The organism is Parapedobacter lycopersici, from assembly GCF_040395035.1.
GTDB classification, from domain to species: Bacteria; Bacteroidota; Bacteroidia; order Sphingobacteriales; family Sphingobacteriaceae; genus Parapedobacter; species Parapedobacter lycopersici_A.
Window position 1 is genome coordinate 1 of the sequence record NZ_JBEBRB010000029.1, and the last position, 21,520, is coordinate 21,520.

Annotated in this window: 19 protein-coding genes and 1 tRNA gene; 13 read left to right on the forward strand and 7 right to left on the reverse strand. The window is 51.9% G+C overall.

All coding sequences use genetic code 11. The features are described from left to right. The first annotated feature begins 84 nt into the window (after positions 1 to 84). Genes rsgA through ABWO75_RS07880 form a run of 3 tightly spaced genes read left to right on the forward strand, consistent with a single transcriptional unit; the run spans position 85 to position 3,836 of the window. The gene (gene rsgA, locus ABWO75_RS07870; protein ID WP_353184293.1) at positions 85 to 1,005 is read left to right on the forward strand and encodes a ribosome small subunit-dependent GTPase A; all 921 of its coding nucleotides are present in this window, start codon (positions 85 to 87) and stop codon (positions 1,003 to 1,005) included. Positions 1,006 to 1,029: 24 nt separating this feature from the next. Next, positions 1,030 to 1,845: a purine-nucleoside phosphorylase gene (locus ABWO75_RS07875; RefSeq protein ID WP_353184295.1), complete on the forward strand. Its 816-nt coding sequence runs from the start codon at positions 1,030 to 1,032 to the stop codon at positions 1,843 to 1,845. Further along, positions 1,845 to 3,836, forward strand: coding sequence for a putative porin (locus ABWO75_RS07880; RefSeq protein ID WP_353184297.1), 1,992 nt, complete (start codon positions 1,845 to 1,847; stop codon positions 3,834 to 3,836). Before ABWO75_RS07875 ends, ABWO75_RS07880 begins: the two co-directional genes overlap by 1 nt. Positions 3,837 to 3,902: 66 nt before the next feature. Here the strand turns inward: ABWO75_RS07880 and ABWO75_RS07885 are convergent, their stop codons facing one another. The 3 genes from ABWO75_RS07885 to ABWO75_RS07895 all read right to left on the reverse strand — a co-directional run bounded on the left by ABWO75_RS07885 (position 3,903) and on the right by ABWO75_RS07895 (position 6,675). Beyond that, the gene (locus ABWO75_RS07885; RefSeq protein WP_353184299.1) at positions 3,903 to 4,367 is read right to left on the reverse strand and encodes a YybH family protein; all 465 of its coding nucleotides are present in this window, start codon (positions 4,365 to 4,367) and stop codon (positions 3,903 to 3,905) included. Positions 4,368 to 4,378: 11 nt separating this feature from the next. Further along, complete coding sequence (locus ABWO75_RS07890; RefSeq protein WP_353184301.1) at positions 4,379 to 4,726, reverse strand: TfoX/Sxy family protein; 348 nt, start codon at positions 4,724 to 4,726, stop codon at positions 4,379 to 4,381. A gap of 62 nt (positions 4,727 to 4,788) precedes the next feature. Then, positions 4,789 to 6,675 (reverse strand): cytochrome c oxidase subunit I, encoded by a 1,887-nt coding sequence (locus tag ABWO75_RS07895; RefSeq protein ID WP_353184303.1) that lies wholly within the window; start codon positions 6,673 to 6,675, stop codon positions 4,789 to 4,791. A 255-nt stretch (positions 6,676 to 6,930) separates the two neighbouring features. Between ABWO75_RS07895 and ABWO75_RS07900 the strand changes: the two genes are divergently transcribed. Further along, positions 6,931 to 7,626, forward strand: coding sequence for a Crp/Fnr family transcriptional regulator (locus tag ABWO75_RS07900; RefSeq protein WP_353184305.1), 696 nt, complete (start codon positions 6,931 to 6,933; stop codon positions 7,624 to 7,626). Between the two features lie 121 nt (positions 7,627 to 7,747). On the opposite strand, the gene ABWO75_RS07905 is transcribed toward ABWO75_RS07900, so the two are convergent. After that, positions 7,748 to 7,822 (reverse strand) — tRNA-Val (locus ABWO75_RS07905). A gap of 240 nt (positions 7,823 to 8,062) precedes the next feature. Here ABWO75_RS07905 and ABWO75_RS07910 point away from each other — a divergent pair. Further along, positions 8,063 to 8,620, forward strand: a complete 558-nt coding sequence (locus ABWO75_RS07910; protein WP_353184307.1) for a magnetosome magnetite crystal formation protein family — start codon at positions 8,063 to 8,065, stop codon at positions 8,618 to 8,620. Between the two features lie 103 nt (positions 8,621 to 8,723). Further along, the gene (locus tag ABWO75_RS07915) at positions 8,724 to 9,944 is read left to right on the forward strand and encodes a serine hydrolase domain-containing protein (RefSeq protein ID WP_353184309.1); all 1,221 of its coding nucleotides are present in this window, start codon (positions 8,724 to 8,726) and stop codon (positions 9,942 to 9,944) included. Positions 9,945 to 10,026: 82 nt separating this feature from the next. Here ABWO75_RS07915 and ABWO75_RS07920 read toward each other — a convergent pair whose 3' ends face one another. From ABWO75_RS07920 to ABWO75_RS07930, 3 genes are all read right to left on the reverse strand, one after another. Next, positions 10,027 to 10,815 (reverse strand): Rieske (2Fe-2S) protein, encoded by a 789-nt coding sequence (locus tag ABWO75_RS07920; protein WP_353184311.1) that lies wholly within the window; start codon positions 10,813 to 10,815, stop codon positions 10,027 to 10,029. A 123-nt stretch (positions 10,816 to 10,938) separates the two neighbouring features. Beyond that, positions 10,939 to 12,252, reverse strand: coding sequence for a DUF389 domain-containing protein (locus ABWO75_RS07925; protein ID WP_353184313.1), 1,314 nt, complete (start codon positions 12,250 to 12,252; stop codon positions 10,939 to 10,941). A 50-nt stretch (positions 12,253 to 12,302) separates the two neighbouring features. Further along, positions 12,303 to 12,461 (reverse strand): FeoB-associated Cys-rich membrane protein, encoded by a 159-nt coding sequence (locus ABWO75_RS07930; RefSeq protein WP_353184315.1) that lies wholly within the window; start codon positions 12,459 to 12,461, stop codon positions 12,303 to 12,305. Between the two features lie 228 nt (positions 12,462 to 12,689). Between ABWO75_RS07930 and ABWO75_RS07935 the strand changes: the two genes are divergently transcribed. From ABWO75_RS07935 to ABWO75_RS07965, 7 genes are all read left to right on the forward strand, one after another. Further along, positions 12,690 to 15,635: a TonB-dependent receptor domain-containing protein gene (locus ABWO75_RS07935; RefSeq protein WP_353184317.1), complete on the forward strand. Its 2,946-nt coding sequence runs from the start codon at positions 12,690 to 12,692 to the stop codon at positions 15,633 to 15,635. A 10-nt stretch (positions 15,636 to 15,645) separates the two neighbouring features. Next, positions 15,646 to 17,073: a hypothetical protein gene (locus tag ABWO75_RS07940; protein ID WP_353184319.1), complete on the forward strand. Its 1,428-nt coding sequence runs from the start codon at positions 15,646 to 15,648 to the stop codon at positions 17,071 to 17,073. Positions 17,074 to 17,095: 22 nt separating this feature from the next. Beyond that, on the forward strand, positions 17,096 to 18,670 hold the full coding sequence (locus tag ABWO75_RS07945; RefSeq protein ID WP_353184321.1) for a calcineurin-like phosphoesterase C-terminal domain-containing protein: 1,575 nt from the start codon (positions 17,096 to 17,098) through the stop codon (positions 18,668 to 18,670). A 158-nt stretch (positions 18,671 to 18,828) separates the two neighbouring features. Continuing rightward, on the forward strand, positions 18,829 to 19,341 hold the full coding sequence (gene lspA / locus ABWO75_RS07950; RefSeq protein ID WP_353184323.1) for a signal peptidase II: 513 nt from the start codon (positions 18,829 to 18,831) through the stop codon (positions 19,339 to 19,341). Positions 19,342 to 19,419: 78 nt separating this feature from the next. After that, on the forward strand, positions 19,420 to 19,854 hold the full coding sequence (locus tag ABWO75_RS07955; RefSeq protein ID WP_353184325.1) for a low molecular weight protein-tyrosine-phosphatase: 435 nt from the start codon (positions 19,420 to 19,422) through the stop codon (positions 19,852 to 19,854). 476 nt (positions 19,855 to 20,330) lie between these two features. Then, positions 20,331 to 20,690 (forward strand): hypothetical protein, encoded by a 360-nt coding sequence (locus tag ABWO75_RS07960; RefSeq protein ID WP_353184327.1) that lies wholly within the window; start codon positions 20,331 to 20,333, stop codon positions 20,688 to 20,690. A gap of 49 nt (positions 20,691 to 20,739) precedes the next feature. Continuing rightward, positions 20,740 to 21,489, forward strand: coding sequence for a peptidylprolyl isomerase (locus tag ABWO75_RS07965; protein WP_353184329.1), 750 nt, complete (start codon positions 20,740 to 20,742; stop codon positions 21,487 to 21,489). Positions 21,490 to 21,520 lie beyond the last annotated feature (31 nt).

A 21,520-nucleotide genomic window follows, 5' to 3' on the forward strand; every position in this document is an offset into this window, starting at 1 on the left:
ATAGGGATAGTGATGAGATGATGTAAAAATTTACCATTTTTGTCGTATGGCAAAACCCACGGCATATTACCTCTTCGCGGCACCATGAAAGGCTTGGTCACCAAATCCACGGGAAGCTGGTATGATGTGCTGGCAGACGACGGTAGCGTTTACCAGTGCCGGATCAAGGGGAAATTCCGCACCAGGGACATTAAAACTACCAATCCGGTGGCAGTGGGCGACCGGGTAACCATTGCGCTCGAGCCTGAACAGTCAACCGCCGTGATTACGCAACTCCACGACCGTGAGAATTACATGATCCGCAAGTCGGTGAACCTCTCCAAGCAGGCGCAGATCATTGCGGCCAATATAGACCAGGCGCTGCTCGTCGTAACCCTCGCCTCGCCATTTACCTCACTGGGGTTTATTGACCGGTTTCTGGTGACCGCCGAGGCCTATGCGATTCCGGCTGGGTTAATTTTCAATAAACTGGACCTGTTCAGTGCGGAAGGCCTCGAGGTGCTGCACGAATATGAAGCCATTTACAGTAACATTGGCTATTCCTGTTACGAGACCTCGGCGCTCGAAGGCACCAACCTGGACATCGTCAAGCAGGTGCTCAAGGATAAAACGACATTGATATCCGGCCATTCGGGCGTCGGGAAATCCACCCTGATCAATGCACTCAATCCTGCGGCCGGCCAGCGTACCGCCGATATATCGGATTGGTCGGATAAGGGCCGGCATACAACCACGTTTGCTGAAATGATTCCGTTACCCTTCGGCGGGCAGCTGATCGATACGCCGGGGATTCGCGAATTGGGTATCATTGATATTGAACAGCAGGAACTCGGCCACTTTTTTCCGGAAATGCGGGAATTGATGAACGACTGCCGTTTTAACGATTGCCGGCACATCAATGAGCCCGGCTGCGCCGTGCTGGCGGCGCTGGAAGAAGGAGCTATTGCACCCAGCCGTTACGAAAGTTACCTGAGTATTTACCACAAGCATGATACCCGGGGATAGGCACGTTTATACAACACATCCGGTATGTACCATTTAGTAGAAGAAACCACGGCGTTTATCCGGCAGCGGATCGCCGATTTTGAACCCGAATTCGGAATTATTCTGGGCACAGGCCTGGGCAGGCTGGTCGACGAAATCGACATCAGCCACCGGCTGATGTATTCCAACATTCCTAATTTCCCCATTTCCACGGTTGAATTCCATACCGGCCGGCTTATTTTCGGCGTGCTCAACGGCCGGCGTGTAGTAGCTATGCAGGGGCGTCTTCACTATTACGAGGGTTACAGCATGCAGCAGATCACATTCCCGGTCCGGGTCATGAAAGCACTGGGCATCCGGAAGCTGTTTGTGTCGAACGCGTCCGGCTCGCTTAACCCGGCGATCCTGAAGGGCGACCTGGCGATTATTGATGACCACATCAACCTGCTGCCCGACAACCCGCTCCGGGGAAGTAATGATGAGCGGTTCGGTCCCCGTTTTCCCGATATGAGCCGGCCTTATTCGCCGGAACTTAGTGAGCAGGGGCTGGCTATCGCCCGTCAGCACCAGCTACGCGTACACCGGTCGGTTTATGTGGCTACTCCCGGACCCAACCTGGAAACACGGGCCGAATACCGGTACATGCGGCTGATCGGAGGCGATGTTGTGGGGATGAGTACCGTCCCCGAGGTGATTGTCGCCAACCATATGCAACTGCCCGTTTTCGCCATCTCGGTCGTTACCGACGAGGGTTTCCACGAAACCCTCCAGCCGGTATCACTGGCGGAAATTGTGGAGGTAGCGGCCGCAGCCGAACCGAAGATGACACTAATATTGAAAGAATTGGTAGCTTTGCAGTGATGAAATCAGTCCGCGGTGTCCTACTGTTTCTGGGTTTTTTTTTCGCAGCCGTGACGCTGCTGCACGCTCAGGTAGAAGAAGAGTGGAGCAGCGCCCTGGATTCTGCGCGGGCTGCTGAGGATAACAAGGAAGATAGCGTCATCTATTCCGCGCGGTACGTGCGTTATACCACGCTGGCCATGATGAACCGGGGGACATACACCTACCAGATTGATACACTCCATAAAAATTTCCAATACTACAATCCGCAGAATCAGCCGAGAAACCCAAGCATTCATTTGGGCAGTTATGGCCTGGCCACGCGCGATCTGCTTTTCGTACCCGATAAAGCCATCGGATTCCAACCGGGTTTCCATAGCCTGGAGCGGTTTCTTTATCAGCCCGACTCTGTAAAATATTACCGGGCACGGGCACCTTTTTCGGAACTGTATAATGTCGGTTTCTTTTTTGACGACCAGGTTTTACGGGCCAAGGTCACCCAGAACATCAACCCGTCACTCAATGTCGGGGGCGAGTTCCATGCCGCCCGGGCCGACGGCTATTACGCCAACCAGCGGTACAACGACCTGAAGTCGGCCCTGTTTGCCTGGTATGAATCACCGGGCCACCGCTATAATTTATTGGCTAATGCCGTATTTAACCGACTGATGTCCACGGAAAACGGATCGATCCTGAAAGACACGGTGTTCCGCGATGGCGAACGCCCTTCCAGCGAGGACGAATCGACACGATTGCGGGCCACGCGCGACGACCGGCCGCGGCATACCTGGCGCGACCAGAATATTTTTATCCGGCAGAGCCTGTTTGTGGGGCGGCTGGACACCATCAATGCCGGCGAGCCCGAACAGCAGATACTGCCGACCAACAGCATGTGGCACAGCTTTCGCCTGCGTTCGCGCAGTTTTGAATTCTTTAAAAACGAGGAAGATGTTTACGGTGCTTTTCCGTTTGGCGAAAGTGTGTTGACGCAGGACACCACGCGGCTGACCACCATTACCAACGATTTTGGCTACCGCTTTTACCTGCGGGGCAGCTCGCTGTCGTTTGTTAAGAACGAGGTACGGCTCGACGTGGGCTACCGGCACGACATGCACTGGTACCGCGACCGTGGTTACAGCGCCTTTTTGCAGAACAGTACATTGAAGGCGGGTATCGGTTACCGGTTCAGTGACCGTGTGAGCATTACCGGCGACCTGAATCAGATTGTACAAGGGCAGAATTTCGGCGATTACCTGTATGAGGCGGAAGCCGATTTCCTGCTGAGCAAAACCATCGGACGGATAAAGCTGGGCGCCTATACCCAGAATAAATCGCCGGAACGGGTTTATGAGCGGGTAAATTACACCTACCACCAATGGGACCGCAGCTTTGAAAAAACAAAAACAACCAGTTTCTCCTTTGCCTATGAAAACGATGCGATCGGTTTTTCGGGTAAGGCTGCATATTTTTTGATTGCCAATCACCTTTACTTCCGGGAAGTGGCCAATGAGGCAAATGACCCGCGGCTGTTCCGCGTCATCGAGCCCGCACAGCTGGATAACAGCATCAACTTATTACAGTTATCCGTGGGACAGAACTTCCGCTTTGGCGGTTTTCATTTTGATAACTACGCGGTGTACCAGAAATCGGACTATAATGCGGTACTTGCCATCCCCGAGCTGTATACCTGGCATAGCTTTTACTACAACGGGAAGCTGTACAAGGTAGTCGATTTCAACCTGGGTTTTGATGTGCGGTTCAACACACCGTTCCGTACCCCGTCGTACGCCATTAACGTCGGACAGTTTTACAATGATAACGTAGGGATTGAGTTTTCCACCTATCCCATTGTCGATGTCTGGGCGACGGCTACACTCAAGCGGGCCAACCTGTTCCTCAGTTATAATTTTGCCAATCAGCACGTCTGGCCGGTAGGTTATTATACCGTGCGCCGGTACCCCATGAACAACGCCAACCTGCGGGTGGGAATTTCATGGAAATTTTACGATTAATACAGGAATGCTGCGGTTTCGTTTCCGGCGTGTTTAAACCGGAGAGAACGGGAATGGAGATTGGGATTACGACCGGTAATCAGCCGGCACAAGCTCCCCTTTTTCGTTTCGGAGATGGGTTTCAGCCCCCGGCACGATATCCGTATTCTGTGCCGACACACATAGCCAGTGATCGCCGTGTTTCCGCACCACAAATAAGAACAGGTTATTCCGTATACTTGCCGCTGCCTGTGCTTTGGGCGTTTGGCCCGTCAGTCGCATCCGGGCATGCACCACCGCATGGCTATCGCCCAAAGGCTTCGTCTTGACCCTGCCGATTTTCAGGGTCGATTCGTTGAAGATAACCCGTAAACCATAGTCATGCGCTTTTTGGATGTCCGACCGGTTTTCCCACCAGATGCCCACCACGTTAATGAAATCAGCTTCTTCCTCAAATAATGAGGCAAGCCAGTCCGCACGCCGGGCGTTCCAGGCTTCGGTGAACAGCCTGGGGATGTCTTCGGGGGTTTTGGCTTGCGTGAGTTGATCCATTTGTTGGCCCTTTACCGGTGACGCCGGGATACCTTGGCCCGGTCATTAAATGACAGGCAGCACTCCAGCCAATACGCAAAATCGGCTGGCCGGTTGTATCCGTCGGGACTGACATAGCAATAGCCCGGCAGGCTCTTGCCCTTCATCACCACGGGATGGTACCCCGGGCGTTTGGAGATCGTCGGCAGGGTATCCGGATCAAAACGGCACATCAGGTTATTGTCGCTCACGTTGATGCACATTTTTCCATTAACGAGAAACGCCAGTCCACCGAACATTTTCTTTTCTTCAAGAACCAGGCCGGTGATACCTGTCAAATAGGCCCTTACTTTTTCCGCTAATGCCGTATCGTATGCCATATGGGATATAATACCATAAAGATGGTAATTTTTACAGCATTCTCCAAACGGATTGCACCGCACTATGTTTCATTGGCCTGGCCCTCACGTTGGCGGGCGGCCTCCCATTCCCGCTGGTAACGTTCCCCTTCCGGGTTGCCGTCGAAATCGTGCGGCAGGTTGGATTCCATGGTCTGTGAAAAAGGAACCGTCTGGCAGATAAAGTCCGCATGATGCCCGGGTTTGCTGTAGTCATATGGCCAGCGGTAAACCGTGGGCAACTCTGCCGGCCAGTTTCCGTGGATATGCTCCACGGGGGTGGTCCACTCCAGCGTATTGGCCTGCCAGGGGTTCTGCCCGACCTTCTTTCCGTAAAATGCAGAATAAATGTAATTGAACAGAAAGGCTACCTGCGCGAAGCCGGCGATGATGGCCGACCAGGATATGAACACATTGACCGACAGCCAGTGTTCCATGGACGGAAATTCCGTAAAGGCATAGTACCGCCGGGGGACGCCATCGATCCCCATGAAGTGCATCGGGAAAAATACGAAGTAGGCGCAGACAAACGTCACCCAGAAATGCAGGTAACCAAGTTTTTCATCCATCATTCGCCCATACATTTTCGGAAACCAATGATAAACACCGGCAAGCATGCCGAAAACAGAGGCTGATCCCATAACCAGGTGGAAATGCGCAACAACAAAATACGTGTCGTGCAGGCCGATATCCAGGGTGGAATTCCCCAGGTAGATGCCCGTCAATCCGCCGGAAATCAGGAAGGATACGAAGCCGAGGGCGAACAGCAGCGGGGGCGTAAACCGGATGCTTCCCCGCCACAGTGTTGCCAGGTAGTTGAACGTCTTGATGGCTGACGGCACCGCGATGATCAGGGTGGTTACCATGAACACGCCCCCCAGGAACGGATTCATCCCCGACACGAACATGTGGTGGCCCCATACCAGAAATGACAGCACGACGATGCCCATCAGGGAATACACCATGGCGTGGTACCCGAAGATCGGTTTACGGGAGTGGACGGACATCACCTCCGAAACAATGCCGAAGGCGGGCAGGATCGCGATATAAACCTCCGGGTGACCCAGGAACCAGAACAGGTGTTCCCAAAGGATGGGGTTGCCTCCTTCATTGGGCAGGATCTTCCCCTGGATAACCAGGTCGCTGAGGTAAAAGCTCGTTCCGAAGCTGCGGTCGAAAATCAGTAGCACCAGACCTGCCACCAGCACGGGGAAGGTGAGCAACCCCAGTACAGCGGTCAGGAAAAGCCCCCATACCGTTAACGGCATTTTCCAGAAATCCATGCCACGTGTCCGGAGGTTGAGCACCGTGCTGATGTAGTTGATGGAGCCCAAAACCGATGAAGTTACAAATAGGATGACGCTGGCCAGCCACAGGGTCATGCCCAGCCCGGACCCGGGGATGGCCCCGGGGACGGCCGAAAGCGGCGGATAGACCGTCCATCCGGCACTGGCCGGACCCGTTTCGATGAAGAGGGACGACATCAGCACCACGCACGACGCAAAAAAGAACCAGTATGAAAGCATATTCATAAAAGGGGACGCCATATCCCGCGCACCCACCTGCAGCGGAATGAGCAGGTTAGCAAAAGTGCCGCTCAGTCCGGCAGTAAGTACAAAAAACACCATAATGGTGCCGTGTATGGTAATCAGCGCGAGGTAGAAGTCGGGGTTGATCCGACCGCCCTCGGCCCATTTCCCGAGGAATAGCTCCAGTATGGGAAATTCCCGGTCCGGCCAGCCGAGCTGGATGCGAAACAGGATGGATAGCAACAGGGCCACAAACGCCATGGTGATGGACGTAACCAGGAACTGCTTGGCGATCATTTTATGGTCGGTGCTGAAAATATACCGGGAAATGAAACTTTCCCGGTGATGGCCGGAATGCCGGTCGTGGGTACCGTCGGTATCCGAATGAACTAATGTTGCCATGGTATCGAATTTAACGTTCACGAATGGACGGAAGTCGTCGCAGGTTCCCGGAGACCTCTGCTCCGCTGTGGCCAGGGTCGTAGGGTGATTCCCGGGCTTCCGTGGGTAAAATTATAAAAAACATTTTATATTGTACAAATAATATATTTTACCATTCAATATATATATTGATTTATATTTTTATTGTTTGTACAATGTTTTTCAAAATAGTTCAATCGCGGTTTATCCCACAGAATTTTCGTACTATTGCGGTATATGAAGCAAAACCATCCTTCGTGTAACCTCAGCGATTGTATCTTGTGCAGGCTCTGCCTGCCCGACTGGATTCCGGCAGTGGAGCTTAACCGGAAAGTCATCCTGCTCCGGAAGGGGCAGCAGGCTTTTACCGAAGGCGATGTGGTGAAGGGTATTTATTTCATCTACTCCGGGGTAATGAAAGTCCACCAGCGCTGGGATCATGAAAAGGAGCTGATTGTGCGGTTTGCGCGCCGTGGCGATATAGTGGGTCACCTGGGGTTGGGCAAGGAGGCGCGCTACCCCGTTTCGGCGACAGCCCTTGAACCTACGAGTGTGTGCTACCTGGAAATGCCTTTCTTTGAAAGCACCTTAAAAGTAAACCCCGAGCTTACCTATGCGCTGATGCGTTTTCTGGCTAACGACCTGCAGGAAGCACACCGGGCCATGCGTAACCTGGCACATATGCCCGTTAAGCCGCGCATTGCACAGGCATTACTAACCCTCAAAAACCAATTCGGCACCAATAACGTGGGCTTTCTGGACTTCGCCATTACCCGGCAGGATATCGCATCCTTCGCGGGGACAACCTATGAAACGCTTTTTAAAGTATTGAATGAGCTCAACACTGGCGGGCTTATCCAGCTGAACGGCAGGGATATCGCCATTCGTGATGAGGCGGGTCTTGCAGCCATCGTTGATCCGGGTGGGCGTTGATGGCGGAATGATTTGTACCACTTAAATCCTTGAGGAAATGCAGCCTCGCATATAGGAACCCGTTGTGCTTTGAGGCTGGGCTATAAACAAAAAGCCCCACATTGGTGTGAGGCTTTTTTAGTGGGAGATACTGGGTTCGAACCAGTGACCCCCTGCTTGTAAGGCAGGTGCTCTGAACCAGCTGAGCTAATCTCCCTTTCTTTTGGGACTGCAAATATAGCGCAGATTGCGAACAATAAAAATTTATTTTTTATTTTTTTATGCAGCGGGTTCCCGACCGCAGATCCTGCTCAGCGAGCCTCCGCTCTTCTGACCCGCGTTGAAACAAACAGGACTGAGTAAAATGGTTAGGTGTGGTTTTTCATCTGAGATTTGAATTTGCGAATAAAGCATTCAGAATAAGTTAAATTCGGAATCCGAAGATTATCTTTACTCAATGAAACTTAAGGGCGGTTCTTTATTGGCTCGATACCGAAAAGAGAAAGGCATGACGCAGGAACAACTTGCGGAGGCTTCGGGTGTAACTGCGCGCACCATCCAGCGTATCGAAAGCGGCGTCGTTACACCGCAGGGACAAACCCTGAAATTGCTGGCCGACGCGTTGCAGATTCGTACGGTCGACCTTGTTCCAGCAAACGCAACGTCATCCTCTTCCGAACCTGTATTATTACCACTCTATCATATACTACCTTTATTAGGGCTGGCGTTGCCATTTGTAAATATTATCTTATTGCTTGTTTTATGGACAATGAAGCGAGATGAGCATCCCGAATATAACCGCCAGGGACGGGAGGCAATCAACTTCCAGATTACGATTACCCTGGTCATTGTTTTATCGTTTATGATAATGGTCCTTTATTTCCCGGTCGGGTTCCCTTTGATGATCGCTTGTTATGTTGCTGCCGCCATTTTTTGCATCCTCAATACCATAAGGGCACTAAAAGGAATACCTGCTCATTATCCGCTGTATGTTCATTTTTTGAAGAAGGCCTGAACAGAGGTTTAAACACCCACATGTGCAGGTGTCGTGTGTATGTCGTGGAAGTGTCGTTTGACGGCATTTCCTTTCGACAGATCTTTGGTCGAAAATAACAGACATGAAATTTGCATTCTTTTTTTTCGCGCTTATTGTGCTTTCAATTCCGGCAGGACTTTCGGCACAAACTTCGAAAGACATCATGATTCAGCGTATCGACGGATCCGCTATCTCAACAGATTCGTTGACTGAAAAAATTCGGCAACTGATGCATGACGCTAAAGTAGACGGCATGCAGGTGGTTGTATTCAATGATTATAAAGCCGTTTATAAGCAGGCTTTCGGCTATGCTAACAAAGCCCGGAACATGATGCTTGCCACCAGTAATAGTATTTATGGCGCATCATTAAGTAAGGCTGTTTTTTCGACCTTGGTAATGAAATTGGTCGTGCAGGGGAAATTGGATCTGGACAAGCCTTTGCAGGACTATCTTGACCGACCCGTGTATGATTATCCGGCGAAAGGTGAAAATTATTGGGGAGCGGATTTTAGTGATTTGAAGAGCGATACGTTGTATCAAACGATCACTGCCCGGATGTGCCTTAGTCACACGACTGGTTTTGCTAATTGGCGCTGGTTTGAACCTGACCAGAAGTTACATGTCCGATTCAAACCGGGCACCAAGTTTCAATATTCAGGTGAAGGAATGGGGTACCTTCAATTTGTCATTGAGCATATTACAGGTAAACGTCTAAATGATTTGGCACAGGAATTAATATTTGACCCTGCGGGAATGAAACGGAGCGGTTATATCTGGAGTGAAGCTTTCGGCAATCAAATCGCTCAAGGTCATGATACCGATGGAAACGTATACCCCGTTAAGAAATACACTGTTGAGCGTGCCGGAAGCACGTTGCAGACTACAGGAGATGATTATGTCGCTTTCATGGAATCACTGATGCAAAATAAATTGGTGAATCCTGCCAGCCTAAAAGAAATGTTCCGTCCGCAGATCCGGATACATTCAATGCTGCAATTCCCGACCAGTCCCGAAAATGATCGGGATACGCACCAAAATGATCACATTCAGTTGAGTTATGGTTTAGGCTGGGTGGTATTCCAGACACCCTTTGGCCCCGGGGTTTTTAAAGCCGGTCACGGTGAGGGCTTCCAGCATTTCTCCATCGTTTTTCCGGAAAGAAAGGTCGGTATGCTGATTTTGTCGAATAGTGACAATGCGGAAAGTATTTTTAAGTATCTTCTTGAAAATGCTGTTGCAGACACCTACACACCCTGGTTTTGGGAAAAATATATTCCCTATGATGTCACTATCAAATTTTAACCATGTAGAAAGGACAAGGTAGCGAAATTACATGTGGGGGCCGATTTACATCGTACATGTTGTTTTTTAGTTACCGGGGGCATTACAGCGTGTCTGCGTTCAGGTACACATATCCGGCATTTTCAACCACTTCGTACGTCTGTAACCCTTTTTCAGCCGGTCCGGCGTTTGGCACCCCCGTTCGGACATTGAACTGCGAGCCATGCCATGGGCACTGCACAGTACCGCAGATCATACTGCCGCCTGCCAGGGATCCGCCCCGGTGACTGCAATGGTCGCTGAACGCGACGTATCCATCCTCCGTTTTTGCGAGTACGACACGCTTGTTCTTGATATGGATTAGCATCATCTGGTCGGTGGTCAGCGTGTCGGCTTTGGCTACATTTACCAGGGTGCTTTTTTGATCAAAATGCAATTCCTGCCATTTACCTGCGTTTGCGTACCGGGGATTGACACCGATCTGGTTGCGGACAACCAGCGTACCGCCCAGCCATCCGGCAATAAGCAAGAGGATAATGCCCCCGCTTTCCAACACAACAGGGAGGATAGAAAAAGCATCGGATCGATTAAAATACGCAAGGATAAATAGCGTAAGCATGCCGACGTTGACGACTGCATGCAGGCCCGCTCTACGCTTTGCCGAACTACGCGGTGGAACCGTGTACAAATAGTCGATTAATCCCGGTATTGCGGCTATGAATCCACTCAGAATCCCCGCAAGTTCCAGGTATCCGCCGGTTACCCAGAAACTGTTTCTGAGGTAGATTACTCCCAATACATCAAAGAGTAAAGCCCCTGAGAGAAAGGCGATAGGGAATGGAACTAAGATCATGTGTACCGGATGCCCCCTGATATGTGCTCTGCTTTTCATGGGTTACGGATTTATCATGCCCGTCAGCATTTTTCAATGGCTTCTGTTGCTGCTTAGACATAGCCATTTTCTGACATGTTGTTGTATAACACACCTTAGCCGATATGGTTTGATTAGATTGTGTTATTCGATGTATATTTTGACCGAATCGGTGTTCAATCTCGATCGGAACCACCCTTCCAGTTTTTCGCGGTTAGCGAGCGTTTTCCGTCGGTCTGACGATCCTAAAACAAGGGTTAGGTAATTTTGTGCCTGAAGCGAATCGTTATAAAATACTTGGTCTGCGGCACCGCATGTGGTAATTTCGGGGTACAGCGGCTTCAGTTCCTGAAGCAATTGCTTGCCGAGGTGTTTTCGTCTGTTGAGGCTGTCCTGCAGTTGCAGCGTTGTTCCCAGATTGGCCCGTAGCCGATTAATCTCGGCCTGTTGTGTGTTGATTGCCAAGAGATTCTCTTCGGCTCCCTCTTCTTCCAGTGAAAAACCCTGCTGGATACTAATGGTCGCCCCCCGTAGGTTGTAATGCCGGGCTTTGTCTATGATGGTTTGCTTTACCTCTTCCGGGATCAATCGCCCGCCATAAACAAGCCTTATGGTGTGTTTTGCCGGATCGATATCTGACTTTAGGAGGTAATCGCCTTCGATATTGGTTTCATTCCGTATAAATGATTGCGCATTTTGCGCAAATCGTTCCTGTTTAACCAGGATATAGCCAAAATAGATGCTGGGCAGAATGGTGATGGTGGCGATAAAGCTGACCCAGCGATTTGCTGTCTTTTTCATGTTTTCATCGACGCCCTGCCAGATGGGGTACTTCAGAAAGCGCACGATCAGCAACGTGGCTACGGCAATAAATACCGTGTTGATAGTGAAGAGGTAAAACGCCCCGAAAAAGTAATTCCAGGTACCTGAGGCCAACCCATATCCGGCGGTGCAAAGCGGCGGCATCAGCGCGGTTGCGATGGCAACTCCGGGGATTACATTGCCTTTTTGTTTGCTGGAGAGTGCCACAATGCCGGCCAATCCACCGGCAAGGGCAATGATTACATCATAGATGTTGGGTTGTGTGCGTGCCAATAATTCAGAGTGGGCTTCTGCCAGGGGCGTGACGAGGAAATACAGGGTAGAAGCACCCAGCCCTGAAGCGACTGCGAATCCGAAATTTACCAGCGACTTCCGCAACAACCCGAAGTCGTAGGTCGCCAAGCTGTATCCCATGCCCAGTATCGGTCCCATCAAAGGGGAAATCAGCATCGCTCCAATGATAACTGCCGTTGAATTTACGTTGAGTCCCACACAGGCAATGAGAATGGCGAATATCAGGATCCAGAGGTTGGTTCCCTTGAAAAAGATACCTTTTTCTACGGTATCGTGAATGACATTATAATCTTCCTGTTCTGACTTGATATTAAATTTCTGTGCGAGTTTTTGTAGATCCATACGGTTCAATTAATGTGCTATTTTGCTTCATCAGCCGGCAACCATTCCGGTTATATTTCTTCATCCCGATGTTTCTCGGGTTCCAAATCGGACAGGTTTAGCTTCCGCTCAAGATTTTTCCGGTCTTTCCGGTTCCGGCGGATCAGCCAGATCAGCAGGATTAGCACGGCTAACCCGACTAATCCGACGATAACATAGTTTATCTCCATAGCAGTAAAGGGTTAAACTCCAATTAAAGTTAACCACATTTTGCGTAGCGCGCAAGGAAAGAAGGATAATTTAACCGGGCAATCGCCGTCCGGATTCAAATGTAATACAGGTTTAATGTGCGCTTAACCCCCCGGGACTACCTTTGCCGGCAGTTAAAACCCCCTGATTATTGCTTTTGTCAGCGATTGACGCGGGTTTTGTATGCGCCAACTACTATTTATTATACGATGAGGAACTGTTTATTTTTTGTGTTATTCCCCGCATTGTTAGCGTCGCCCTTTGCCAAAGGCGGTACGCCTGCCGGACTCCCGCCGCACAACCTGGACCGAGCGGCCCGACTTGAAATCAACCAACAGCCGACCATACAGGGTGTGGTGCTGGACATGCGCACCCGCGAACCGATCCGGGGCGCTTCGGTGACCATTGCAAGCACTTCATGGGTGTCGCAGACGGCGGCCGACGGTGCGTTTAGCCTGCGCTGGCCCAACGGGGAGTCGCAGGTGCTGTTAACCATATCCAGTGTGGGCTTCAAGTCGCAGCAGGTTACTATCCAGCGGGCAGCCAGTGCAACGCCTGTTTCGGTTTATCTTGAGCAGGACCTGCTGGGGCTGGATGAGGTGGTGGTGACCGGCCAGGGGCTGGACATCAGTAAAAGGCGACTTTCGACCAATGTGACCAGCATTGGCAGCGAGGAACTGGAAAGAACCCCAGCCGGGCGTATTGACCAGCTTCTGCAGGCGAAACTGCCGAATGCGCAGATCCGGCTGACCGGCGGCCAGGCGGGAGCGACGTCCATCATCCGGGCGCGCGGTGTTGTTTCGGCGTATATGAACTCTACCCCCGTGATCTATGTAGACGGTGTGCGCATGGATAACCTCAATACGGCCTCGTCCATTGGTGGGGGAAGCACCCAGGGTGCTGCCGTCAGTTCCATCGCGGATATTCCCATGGAGAATATTGAGCGTATCGAATACATTAACGGCGGCGCGGCAACGACATTATATGGCTCTGATGCCGCAAATGGGGTAATCCAGATTTTTACCAAAAAAGGAGGGGCCAGCCGGACGGCTGTGATTGTGGATGCTACTGTGGGACGGGAAACACCGACCACGGACTTCCTGCATTTTGAGCGGACGAAGGACCTGCTTTTTGAACCGGGTGTATTCCAGAAATATAACGTGGCGATTAACGGCAGCGGGGAGCGTGTGGGATACAGCTTTTCCGGTGGTTACCTGAACAGCAGCGGCGTACAGCTGTACAACCAGAATCAGAATGAGCGGCTCGACCTGCGCACGGGATTCCGGGCCAGCCTCGCCGAGGAGTTGACGTATGAAAGCACGTTTAGTTACATTAATAACCGGTACAAACGCAACCGGAACGGTAACCAGGGGGGCTATACAGCACTTTGGTTTACAGAGAGCGGCGCCTCTGCCGTTACGGGTCCGCAACCGCGGTTTAACCCGCGGATCGACGAGCAGGGCGACGAGGAATTTGCGCGGATGATGGCTTATGTTGATGAGGCCGAGCGGCTGCAGGATAACGAAATTGTGGTCAACCGTTTTCAGACATCGCAAAGCTTTGTATACCGCCCCGTCAAAAGTGTGCAGCTAAAGGCATTGGGCGGTGTGGATTTCCGGCAGCTGCGTAACCAGACGATCCAGACCAACCAGTACCTTACCCACACAACGGGTAATCTGACGACCGACCGGGGCAGTATTAACAACGGTGAGCGGAAGTACTGGGGCCTTACGCTGGAACTTAACGGACAGCACCGTGCAGATGTGGGCGACTTTTCTTTTGTGACTACCCTTGGTGGGCAACTGTTTAGAAATGAAGACCGCCAGGTATCGTACGTGGGGACCAACATCCGCGACGGTGCGCGGAACATCGCAGATGCTGCCACGAAAACCAGTGATGAGGTGTATTATGAGGTGGTTAACTACGGCGTTTATGCCCAGACTAATATCGGATTCCGCGACCGGCTGTTTGTTGACCTTGGCCTACGTGGCGACGGTAACAGCGCATTCGGTGAAGCCATTGGCGTGCAGTATTACCCTAAAGTAGGGGTTTCGTATATTCCTTCTGCCGGCGCGTGGTGGCAGGAAACGCTGCCGTTCTTTTCGGCGGCCAAAGTGCGTGGCAGTTACGGCATCGCAGGGAACTTTCCCCCGCCGTTTCGCAACCTGCGCACGGTGTCGTTTCCCGGATACCTGGGCGAACAGGCCGCGGGCTTCGGTACGCCGGGGGTAGACCTCCGGCCTGAGAAAAGCAGCACGTTCGAAGCGGGTATCGACCTTGGTATGTTGCAGGACCGCATCGTATTCTCGGCGGGCTTTTATCACACCATAACCAACGACGCACTGTTTGAAGTGCCGTCGGCCCCGTCTACGGGTGAATCCGATGCGTTTCGCAACGTGGGCAAGATCCTGAACAGAGGCTGGGAGTTTAGCACCAACATTACGGCGGTACAGACCGCATCGACCTCCCTGCGCATAAACCTGGCGGTTAACACACTGCATAACCAGGTGCTCAGCGCAGGGGGTGCCGCACCGTTTAACATCAACGGTTTCAGCGAGCGCACCATCCAGACGGTCGTGCAGGAAGGATATCCCATCGGTTTCATCCGGGGCAGTTACGGCATATTCGGTGCAGACGGCGTCATGGAGCGCTCCATTCCGCTCCAATACCTGGGTACGACCATTCCGGACCTGTTCGGCAGCATGGGTCTGGATTTCCAGTACAAAGGATTTAGCCTGTTTGCGAATGCCGATTACCAGCAAGGTGCCTTTGCCAACAATTGGGACAGCCAGTTCCGCTATAACTACGGCGCGGGCGATGAGGGTATCCCACAGGGGGAAATTAACTCCCCGCGGGGGCGTACCGGCTGGCTGGATTTTACCAACATGTTTATTGAGCAGACCGATTTCATCAAGATCCGGACAATCGGCGCCAGTTACAGCTTCAGCAGGGCGCAGCTTGGCTCACGCCTGCAGGGGCTTACGGTTGGTTTGAACGCGATCAACCCGTTTAATTTTGCTACCTCGTCATTTGATCCGGAAGCCACGATCAGCGGCAGTGCCGCAGGCCAGGGCGGTGCTACCACCGGCGGCATTGCTTATGCTACTTATTCCGCACCCAGGCAGTTTCTTCTTTCATTAAAAGTCAGTCTATAAAAAGCATCCCATGAAAATACATAAAAACATACTGGTCATTACGGCGCTCTTATTATCGGGGTGCGAACTTACCGAGGTAACCAATCCCTATGTTACGGAAGACCGGTTCCTAACCGGATCGCAGTCGGCCGTTACCTGGGTAAACGGTGTGCGGAGGCAATTAAGCCAGACGGTGGGCACGGTGACCGAATTTACCGAACTGGTATCGGACAATTACTTTAACAATTACACACAGAGCAGTAAGGTTTTTGATGTTCCGCAGATCAATTATTTTGATATTGACGTAACCCGTATCCAGACAGCCATCCACCAGTTGCTGGAAATGAGTGAATTTGGGCTGACGGATGTGTTGCCCGGCGATCCGGAAAGCACGCAACAGCAGCGTGCCGAATTGCTGCGGAGTAAAGCATACGCACTGATCCTCGGGGCTGAACTCTTCGTAGCCTTGCCCGCAAGCCCACTCGGCGAGGTACAGCAACCGGAGCAGCTGCTGCTGAACGCTGTAGGGCTGCTCGATGAGGCCGCAGGGCTGTTTGCTGAACCGGATGACAAACTGGTCTGTGCGCTGCTGACGGCGCGGATTTATTATCGCATTGGGGACGCGGCGCAGGCCATCCGGTTTGCGCAGGAGGCCCTGGCTAATCCGCTGCTGCTAAGCCAGGTATATTACGGCACGCAGACGGGGCCATCCAACAATTTCCAAAGCGCCATATACTCTTCCACAACCAACCAGTTTGCACCGCTGCCGCGGCTGGATTTCCTCGACCCTAAATATTTCCATACGACCGGTGTGGTCTTTGACGACGAGAAGCCGATCAGCATTGCCAAAGCGGAAGAGGCATTTTTGATTATTGCTGAGGCCCAGGCTGCGGCGAATGAGTTACCGGCCGCCCGGGAAACCCTTCGACGGCTGCTTGCCGAAACCGTCGCCAAACGCCCGGTGGTTATGCTGGATGACAGTCGGGAAACCCGTAACGGCGGTAACCGTGGCGATTATCCGCTTACTGCCGTATCCGTACGCTTTGATGCGGACAGCGATCCGGTAGCGGGACTGGTCCTCGACCGGCAGGCGGGCCTCATTCCTGCCTACACAGTATCGGGCACCAGCGTTAGCGAAGCGCAACTGGATGCCGCTGTCAGCCAGGACGGCCTGCTGTACCTGATTTACCTGCTCCGGCAGGAAATTTTTATAGCTGAGGGGCGGCGGATGACCGACCTGGGTATCCGGTTCCCGATATCCCAGCGTGAAGAGCAGAACAATGGCCATGTACGGCCTGAACATACAAAAGCGGTGATTCCGTCATTTATTCCGGTAAACCGGGAACTTGACGACTTTACCTACGACGAGCAGCAGGGAACGGTAACCATCCGACACGACATGAATAAAATATTGGTTGCCCATAAATCGGCGCCTGAAATTTTCCCATTCAATAATTAGCATTAACATAAATAGCAAACAAATGAACAAATTAGGATTAACCTGCTGTTTCCTGACGTTGGCACTCGGTGCCGCGGCGCAGGGACAGGTAACGGGGTATGTGTATCAGGATGCCAACCGGAACGGACAGCGCGATGGCAGCGAAAAAGGCTTGGCCAATGTATCCGTGAGCAATGGCGTCCAGGTGGTGCAAACTGACCGTGACGGCCGGTACACCCTTCCGGTGGGCAACGACAACGTCATTTTTGTGATTAAACCAGCCGGCTATCAGGCGCCACTGGACGCATTTAACCTGCCGAAAACGTATTACATCCATAAGCCGGACGGGTCGCCCGCCACGCTTGAGTATCCGGGAGTGGCTCCTACAGGCGCGTTGCCGGCATCAGTCGATTTTGCGCTGGAAGCGGCGGATGAATCCGGCGACTTTAAAGCGCTGGTCTTTGGTGATCCGCAGGCGTACACCAAGGAAGAAATGGAATTTTTTGCCAAAGGCATCGTTTCCGAAGTGGCCGGTATACGCAACGTGGCTTTCGGCATCAGCCTTGGCGACCTGGTGGGCGACGTGCTGAGCCTGCATCCGGATTATAAACAGGCGGTAGCCAAAATCGGTATTCCTTGGTACAACCTGATGGGCAACCACGACATGAATTATGATGTGACCGCGGATTCCCTCGCCGATGAAACGTATGAGGCGAACTTTGGCCCGGCTAATTACGCATTCAACTACGGCAATGCCCATTTTATTGTGCTCGATGACATCCTGTATCCAGACCCGCGGGACGGTAATGGCTATTGGGGCGGGTTTCGCAAAGACCAGCTGGATTTTGTAGAAAACGACCTGCGGTTTGTCGACAAAAACAAACTGGTTGTGCTGGCATTCCACATTCCGCTTGACCATCGCAACGGCGACACGTTCCGGCCGGAAGACCGCCAGCGGCTGTTCGACCTGCTGCGCGATTTTCCGCACACGCTGTCACTGTCGGCACACATGCATACACAGACACAGCATTTTTATACCCGGGAAGATGGTTGGCAGCAGGAAAAACCGCACCACGAGTATAATGTGGGTACGACTTCGGGCGACTGGTATTCGGGACAGCTGAATAAGCAAGGCGTGCCGGATGCCACCATGCGCGACGGTACGCCCAATGGATACGCTTTTCTTCATATCGCGGATAACCAATACCGGTTGGAATATAAAGTAGCGGGGGAACCGGCCGATTATCAGATCAACGTGTTCAATCCGAAAGTTGTGGCGCAGGGACAGCGTACACGCGCAGGCATTTTTGCTAACTTTTTCATGGGCCATCATGGCAACACGGTGGAATACCGCGTGGACGACGGTGAGTGGCGCAGAATGACCCCGGTACAATCGGCCGACCCCGCATACCTGGCACTGGTGCACCCCTGGGATAATTCCGAAGAACTTATTCCGGGAAGACGGCCGACCGATGCGGTGCCTAGCACCCACGTTTGGCGGGCGGCGATCCCAACTAATTTGGCGATCGGCACACATACCGTGGAAGTAAGGGCTACGGACGATTATGGCAACACGTTTACACAAACCAGCACGTATCGGATCGAGCAGGCCAAGTAACAGCAGACTTCAATCAACCTCCATCTTCCCCGTCGGTGGTTTCCTGTATTCCGGAAACACCGACGGGGCTTTTAATTTGTGCGAAACCGTTTTTATTCCGTTCTTTATGGCGCCGGACAGCCGATAGACAGGCTAAAAAATGCCGGAAAGGACGATATATGGCCTATAGAAAAATGATACGCGCGGTTGTACTTTTGCTGCTCGTAGCCTGCAATGTCAGTTGCGACCAGGTGTCCAAAACCATCGCAAGACAGCAAATTGATTATGGTGAACAGCTGAAACTGGCTTCGGGGTATTTTACTTTTACGAAGGTGGAAAACCGCGGTGCCTTTCTAAGCCTGGGACATACGCTGCCTGAAGGGGTTCGTTTCTTCCTGCTTTCGGTGGTGCCGCTGTTGGTGCTGCTTTATGGCTTATATTACCTGTTTACGCAGCACCGTATGGCCAACCTGCTTGCGCTGGGTCTCAGTTTTGCGCTTGGTGGCGGACTGGGTAATCTCTACGACCGGTGGCGGCATGGATCGGTAACGGATTTTATGCACATTGATTTTGTGGTATTTCAGACGGGCATATTTAATATGGCCGACGTTTCGCTGACCATTGGGGTCATCATCATGTTTATCGCCCTTTCGCTGGAGCGGCAACGGGCTTCGGTAAATCAAGCGGATTAACTGATCAGGCATGTGCCTGGGGGGACGCTTTTAAACACAGCTTTCTCCGGAGTAGCCGTTATGGAAAAAAATAATCGAATGAAGATACTGATGGTTTGTTTGGGTAACATCTGCCGTTCGCCGCTGGCACATGGCGTAATGCAGGCGTTGGTGGAAACCGAGGGCCTTGACTGGGTAATCGACTCTGCCGGCACAGGTGGGTGGCACGTGGGTGAAGCACCCGACCGCCGTGCGATTGCCGTTGCCAGGCGATTCGGGGTGGATATCAGCGGGCAACGTGCTCAGCAGCTGCACCCCCGCCACTTGGATGACTACGATCATGTACTGGTAATGGACCGCTCTAACCTGCGGCATGTACTGGCCATGGCACAGACACCGGAGCAACGTGCCCGTATTCGGCTGTTTCTGGACGATCAGGAGGTGCCGGACCCCTATTACGACGATGGGATGTTCGAACCGGTATACCGGCTGGTTGAAACGCGCTGCAATGCGTTATTGCAGCTGTGGAAATAGCATGGAGCCGGGAAACACCTGAATCCGCTGCATTATTACCTGTTCTTTTGCGCGTCCTGATCGTTGAGGAGCGGTATAGACAAAAAAAAGCGTCACCGAAGCGACGCCTTTTCCAGATACTAAAACAAACAGTTCATACTATACTAAGTAATGCTGTTCTTTTTCAGCGTTCCAATCGGGGAGCGCTATATTTTTATGCTTTTACTGCGTATCATTTTAAGTTCGCTCCCTGTAATAACAATATTGTGCCAAGTTGGAAAATTGGGGGCAATGCTGTCGTAGCCTTTTTATTCTTTTTGGTCAACTGATCTGGCAATCAATCCGATAGCAATTTCCTTTTTCCTTTGGGAAGCAGCGAATAAAGGTGTGTGGGGTATTGTTTTCCGCCTGGCGCGGATCAGCTTGTTGCGCAATTGCTACAAAGTGTGGCGCAACTACACATGGCCAGCGCTCCGATTAATCCGTATATTTGTTCCGTGAAAGCCTCAGAGATCAACAAAAAATGGGCGGCGCTGCAAGCCCATACTGCGCAAGCGTTCGATATGGAAATGCCGGACATAAAAATTATGTTATTTCTCATCGGCGTGCAGGAACTGGGTAAAGGCCCTATGAAGTTCAGCAAGCGGCAGAAGGAAGAATTGATGCATATTGCTACCTGCCGCCTGTTCAGCTCGATGGGATTCTACGAGCTTGAAGGGCTCGACCAGGATGGCTGGCCGCATTGGCAGTTGGTTAAGCCTATTCCCAATTATACGCTTTTGGAACAGGAAATGATTATTAAGTCGCTCATTATTGATTATTTTGAGGACGCGATGTCAATGGACGTTAACGGTTGACCGGAGCGCTCAACTGCACGAATGACCGGCGGAAAATAGAAAAACGAACATGAAAAAAATTCTCTTAATAATAAGCTTGGCCGTGCTGCAGACCGCACTTTGCGCGGCGGCGCCACCGCTTAAATACGTACGGATCATCACGCCTAAGGGAACGTGCATTCTCCGGTTATATAATGAAACACCCCAGCATCGGGATAATTTTATCAAACTGGTGCGCGAAGGCTACTATAACAACCTGCTGTTTCACCGCGTGATCGAAAACTTTATGGTTCAGGGAGGTGACCCCGACTCGCGGTATGCTGCCGAACGCCAGCAGCTCGGCGATGGCGGGCCGGGTTATACCATTCCCGCGGAAATGGTGGATAGCCTTTTCCATAAGAAAGGGGCGATTGGTGCCGCGCGGGATGACAACCCGGACAAAGCATCGCACGGTTCACAGTTTTACCTGGTGCAGGGCCGTACGTTTACCGACCGCGGATTGGACAGCCTGGAACAAATGCGTCTGGGCGGGCGGAAGATTCCGCCATACCAGCGTGAAGTATACAAAATACAGGGCGGCGTACCCCACCTCGACCAGCAGTATACTGTGTTCGGCGAAGTAGTTAAAGGCATCGAGGTGATCGATAGCCTTGCGGCGGTACCCACCGACAATTACGACCGCCCGATAGTGGATCAGCGGATGGAAATGGAGCTGCTTACCCGTCGGGAAGCCGTGGATGTAGAACGGGATCTGGCTGGGCTTCCGCCGAAAAAGAACATTTTTACCTGGTTTCAGGATTTGTTCAGCGGCAAAGGGTGATTTGTGGCCGGTGATGAGTGGTCCGTGGACT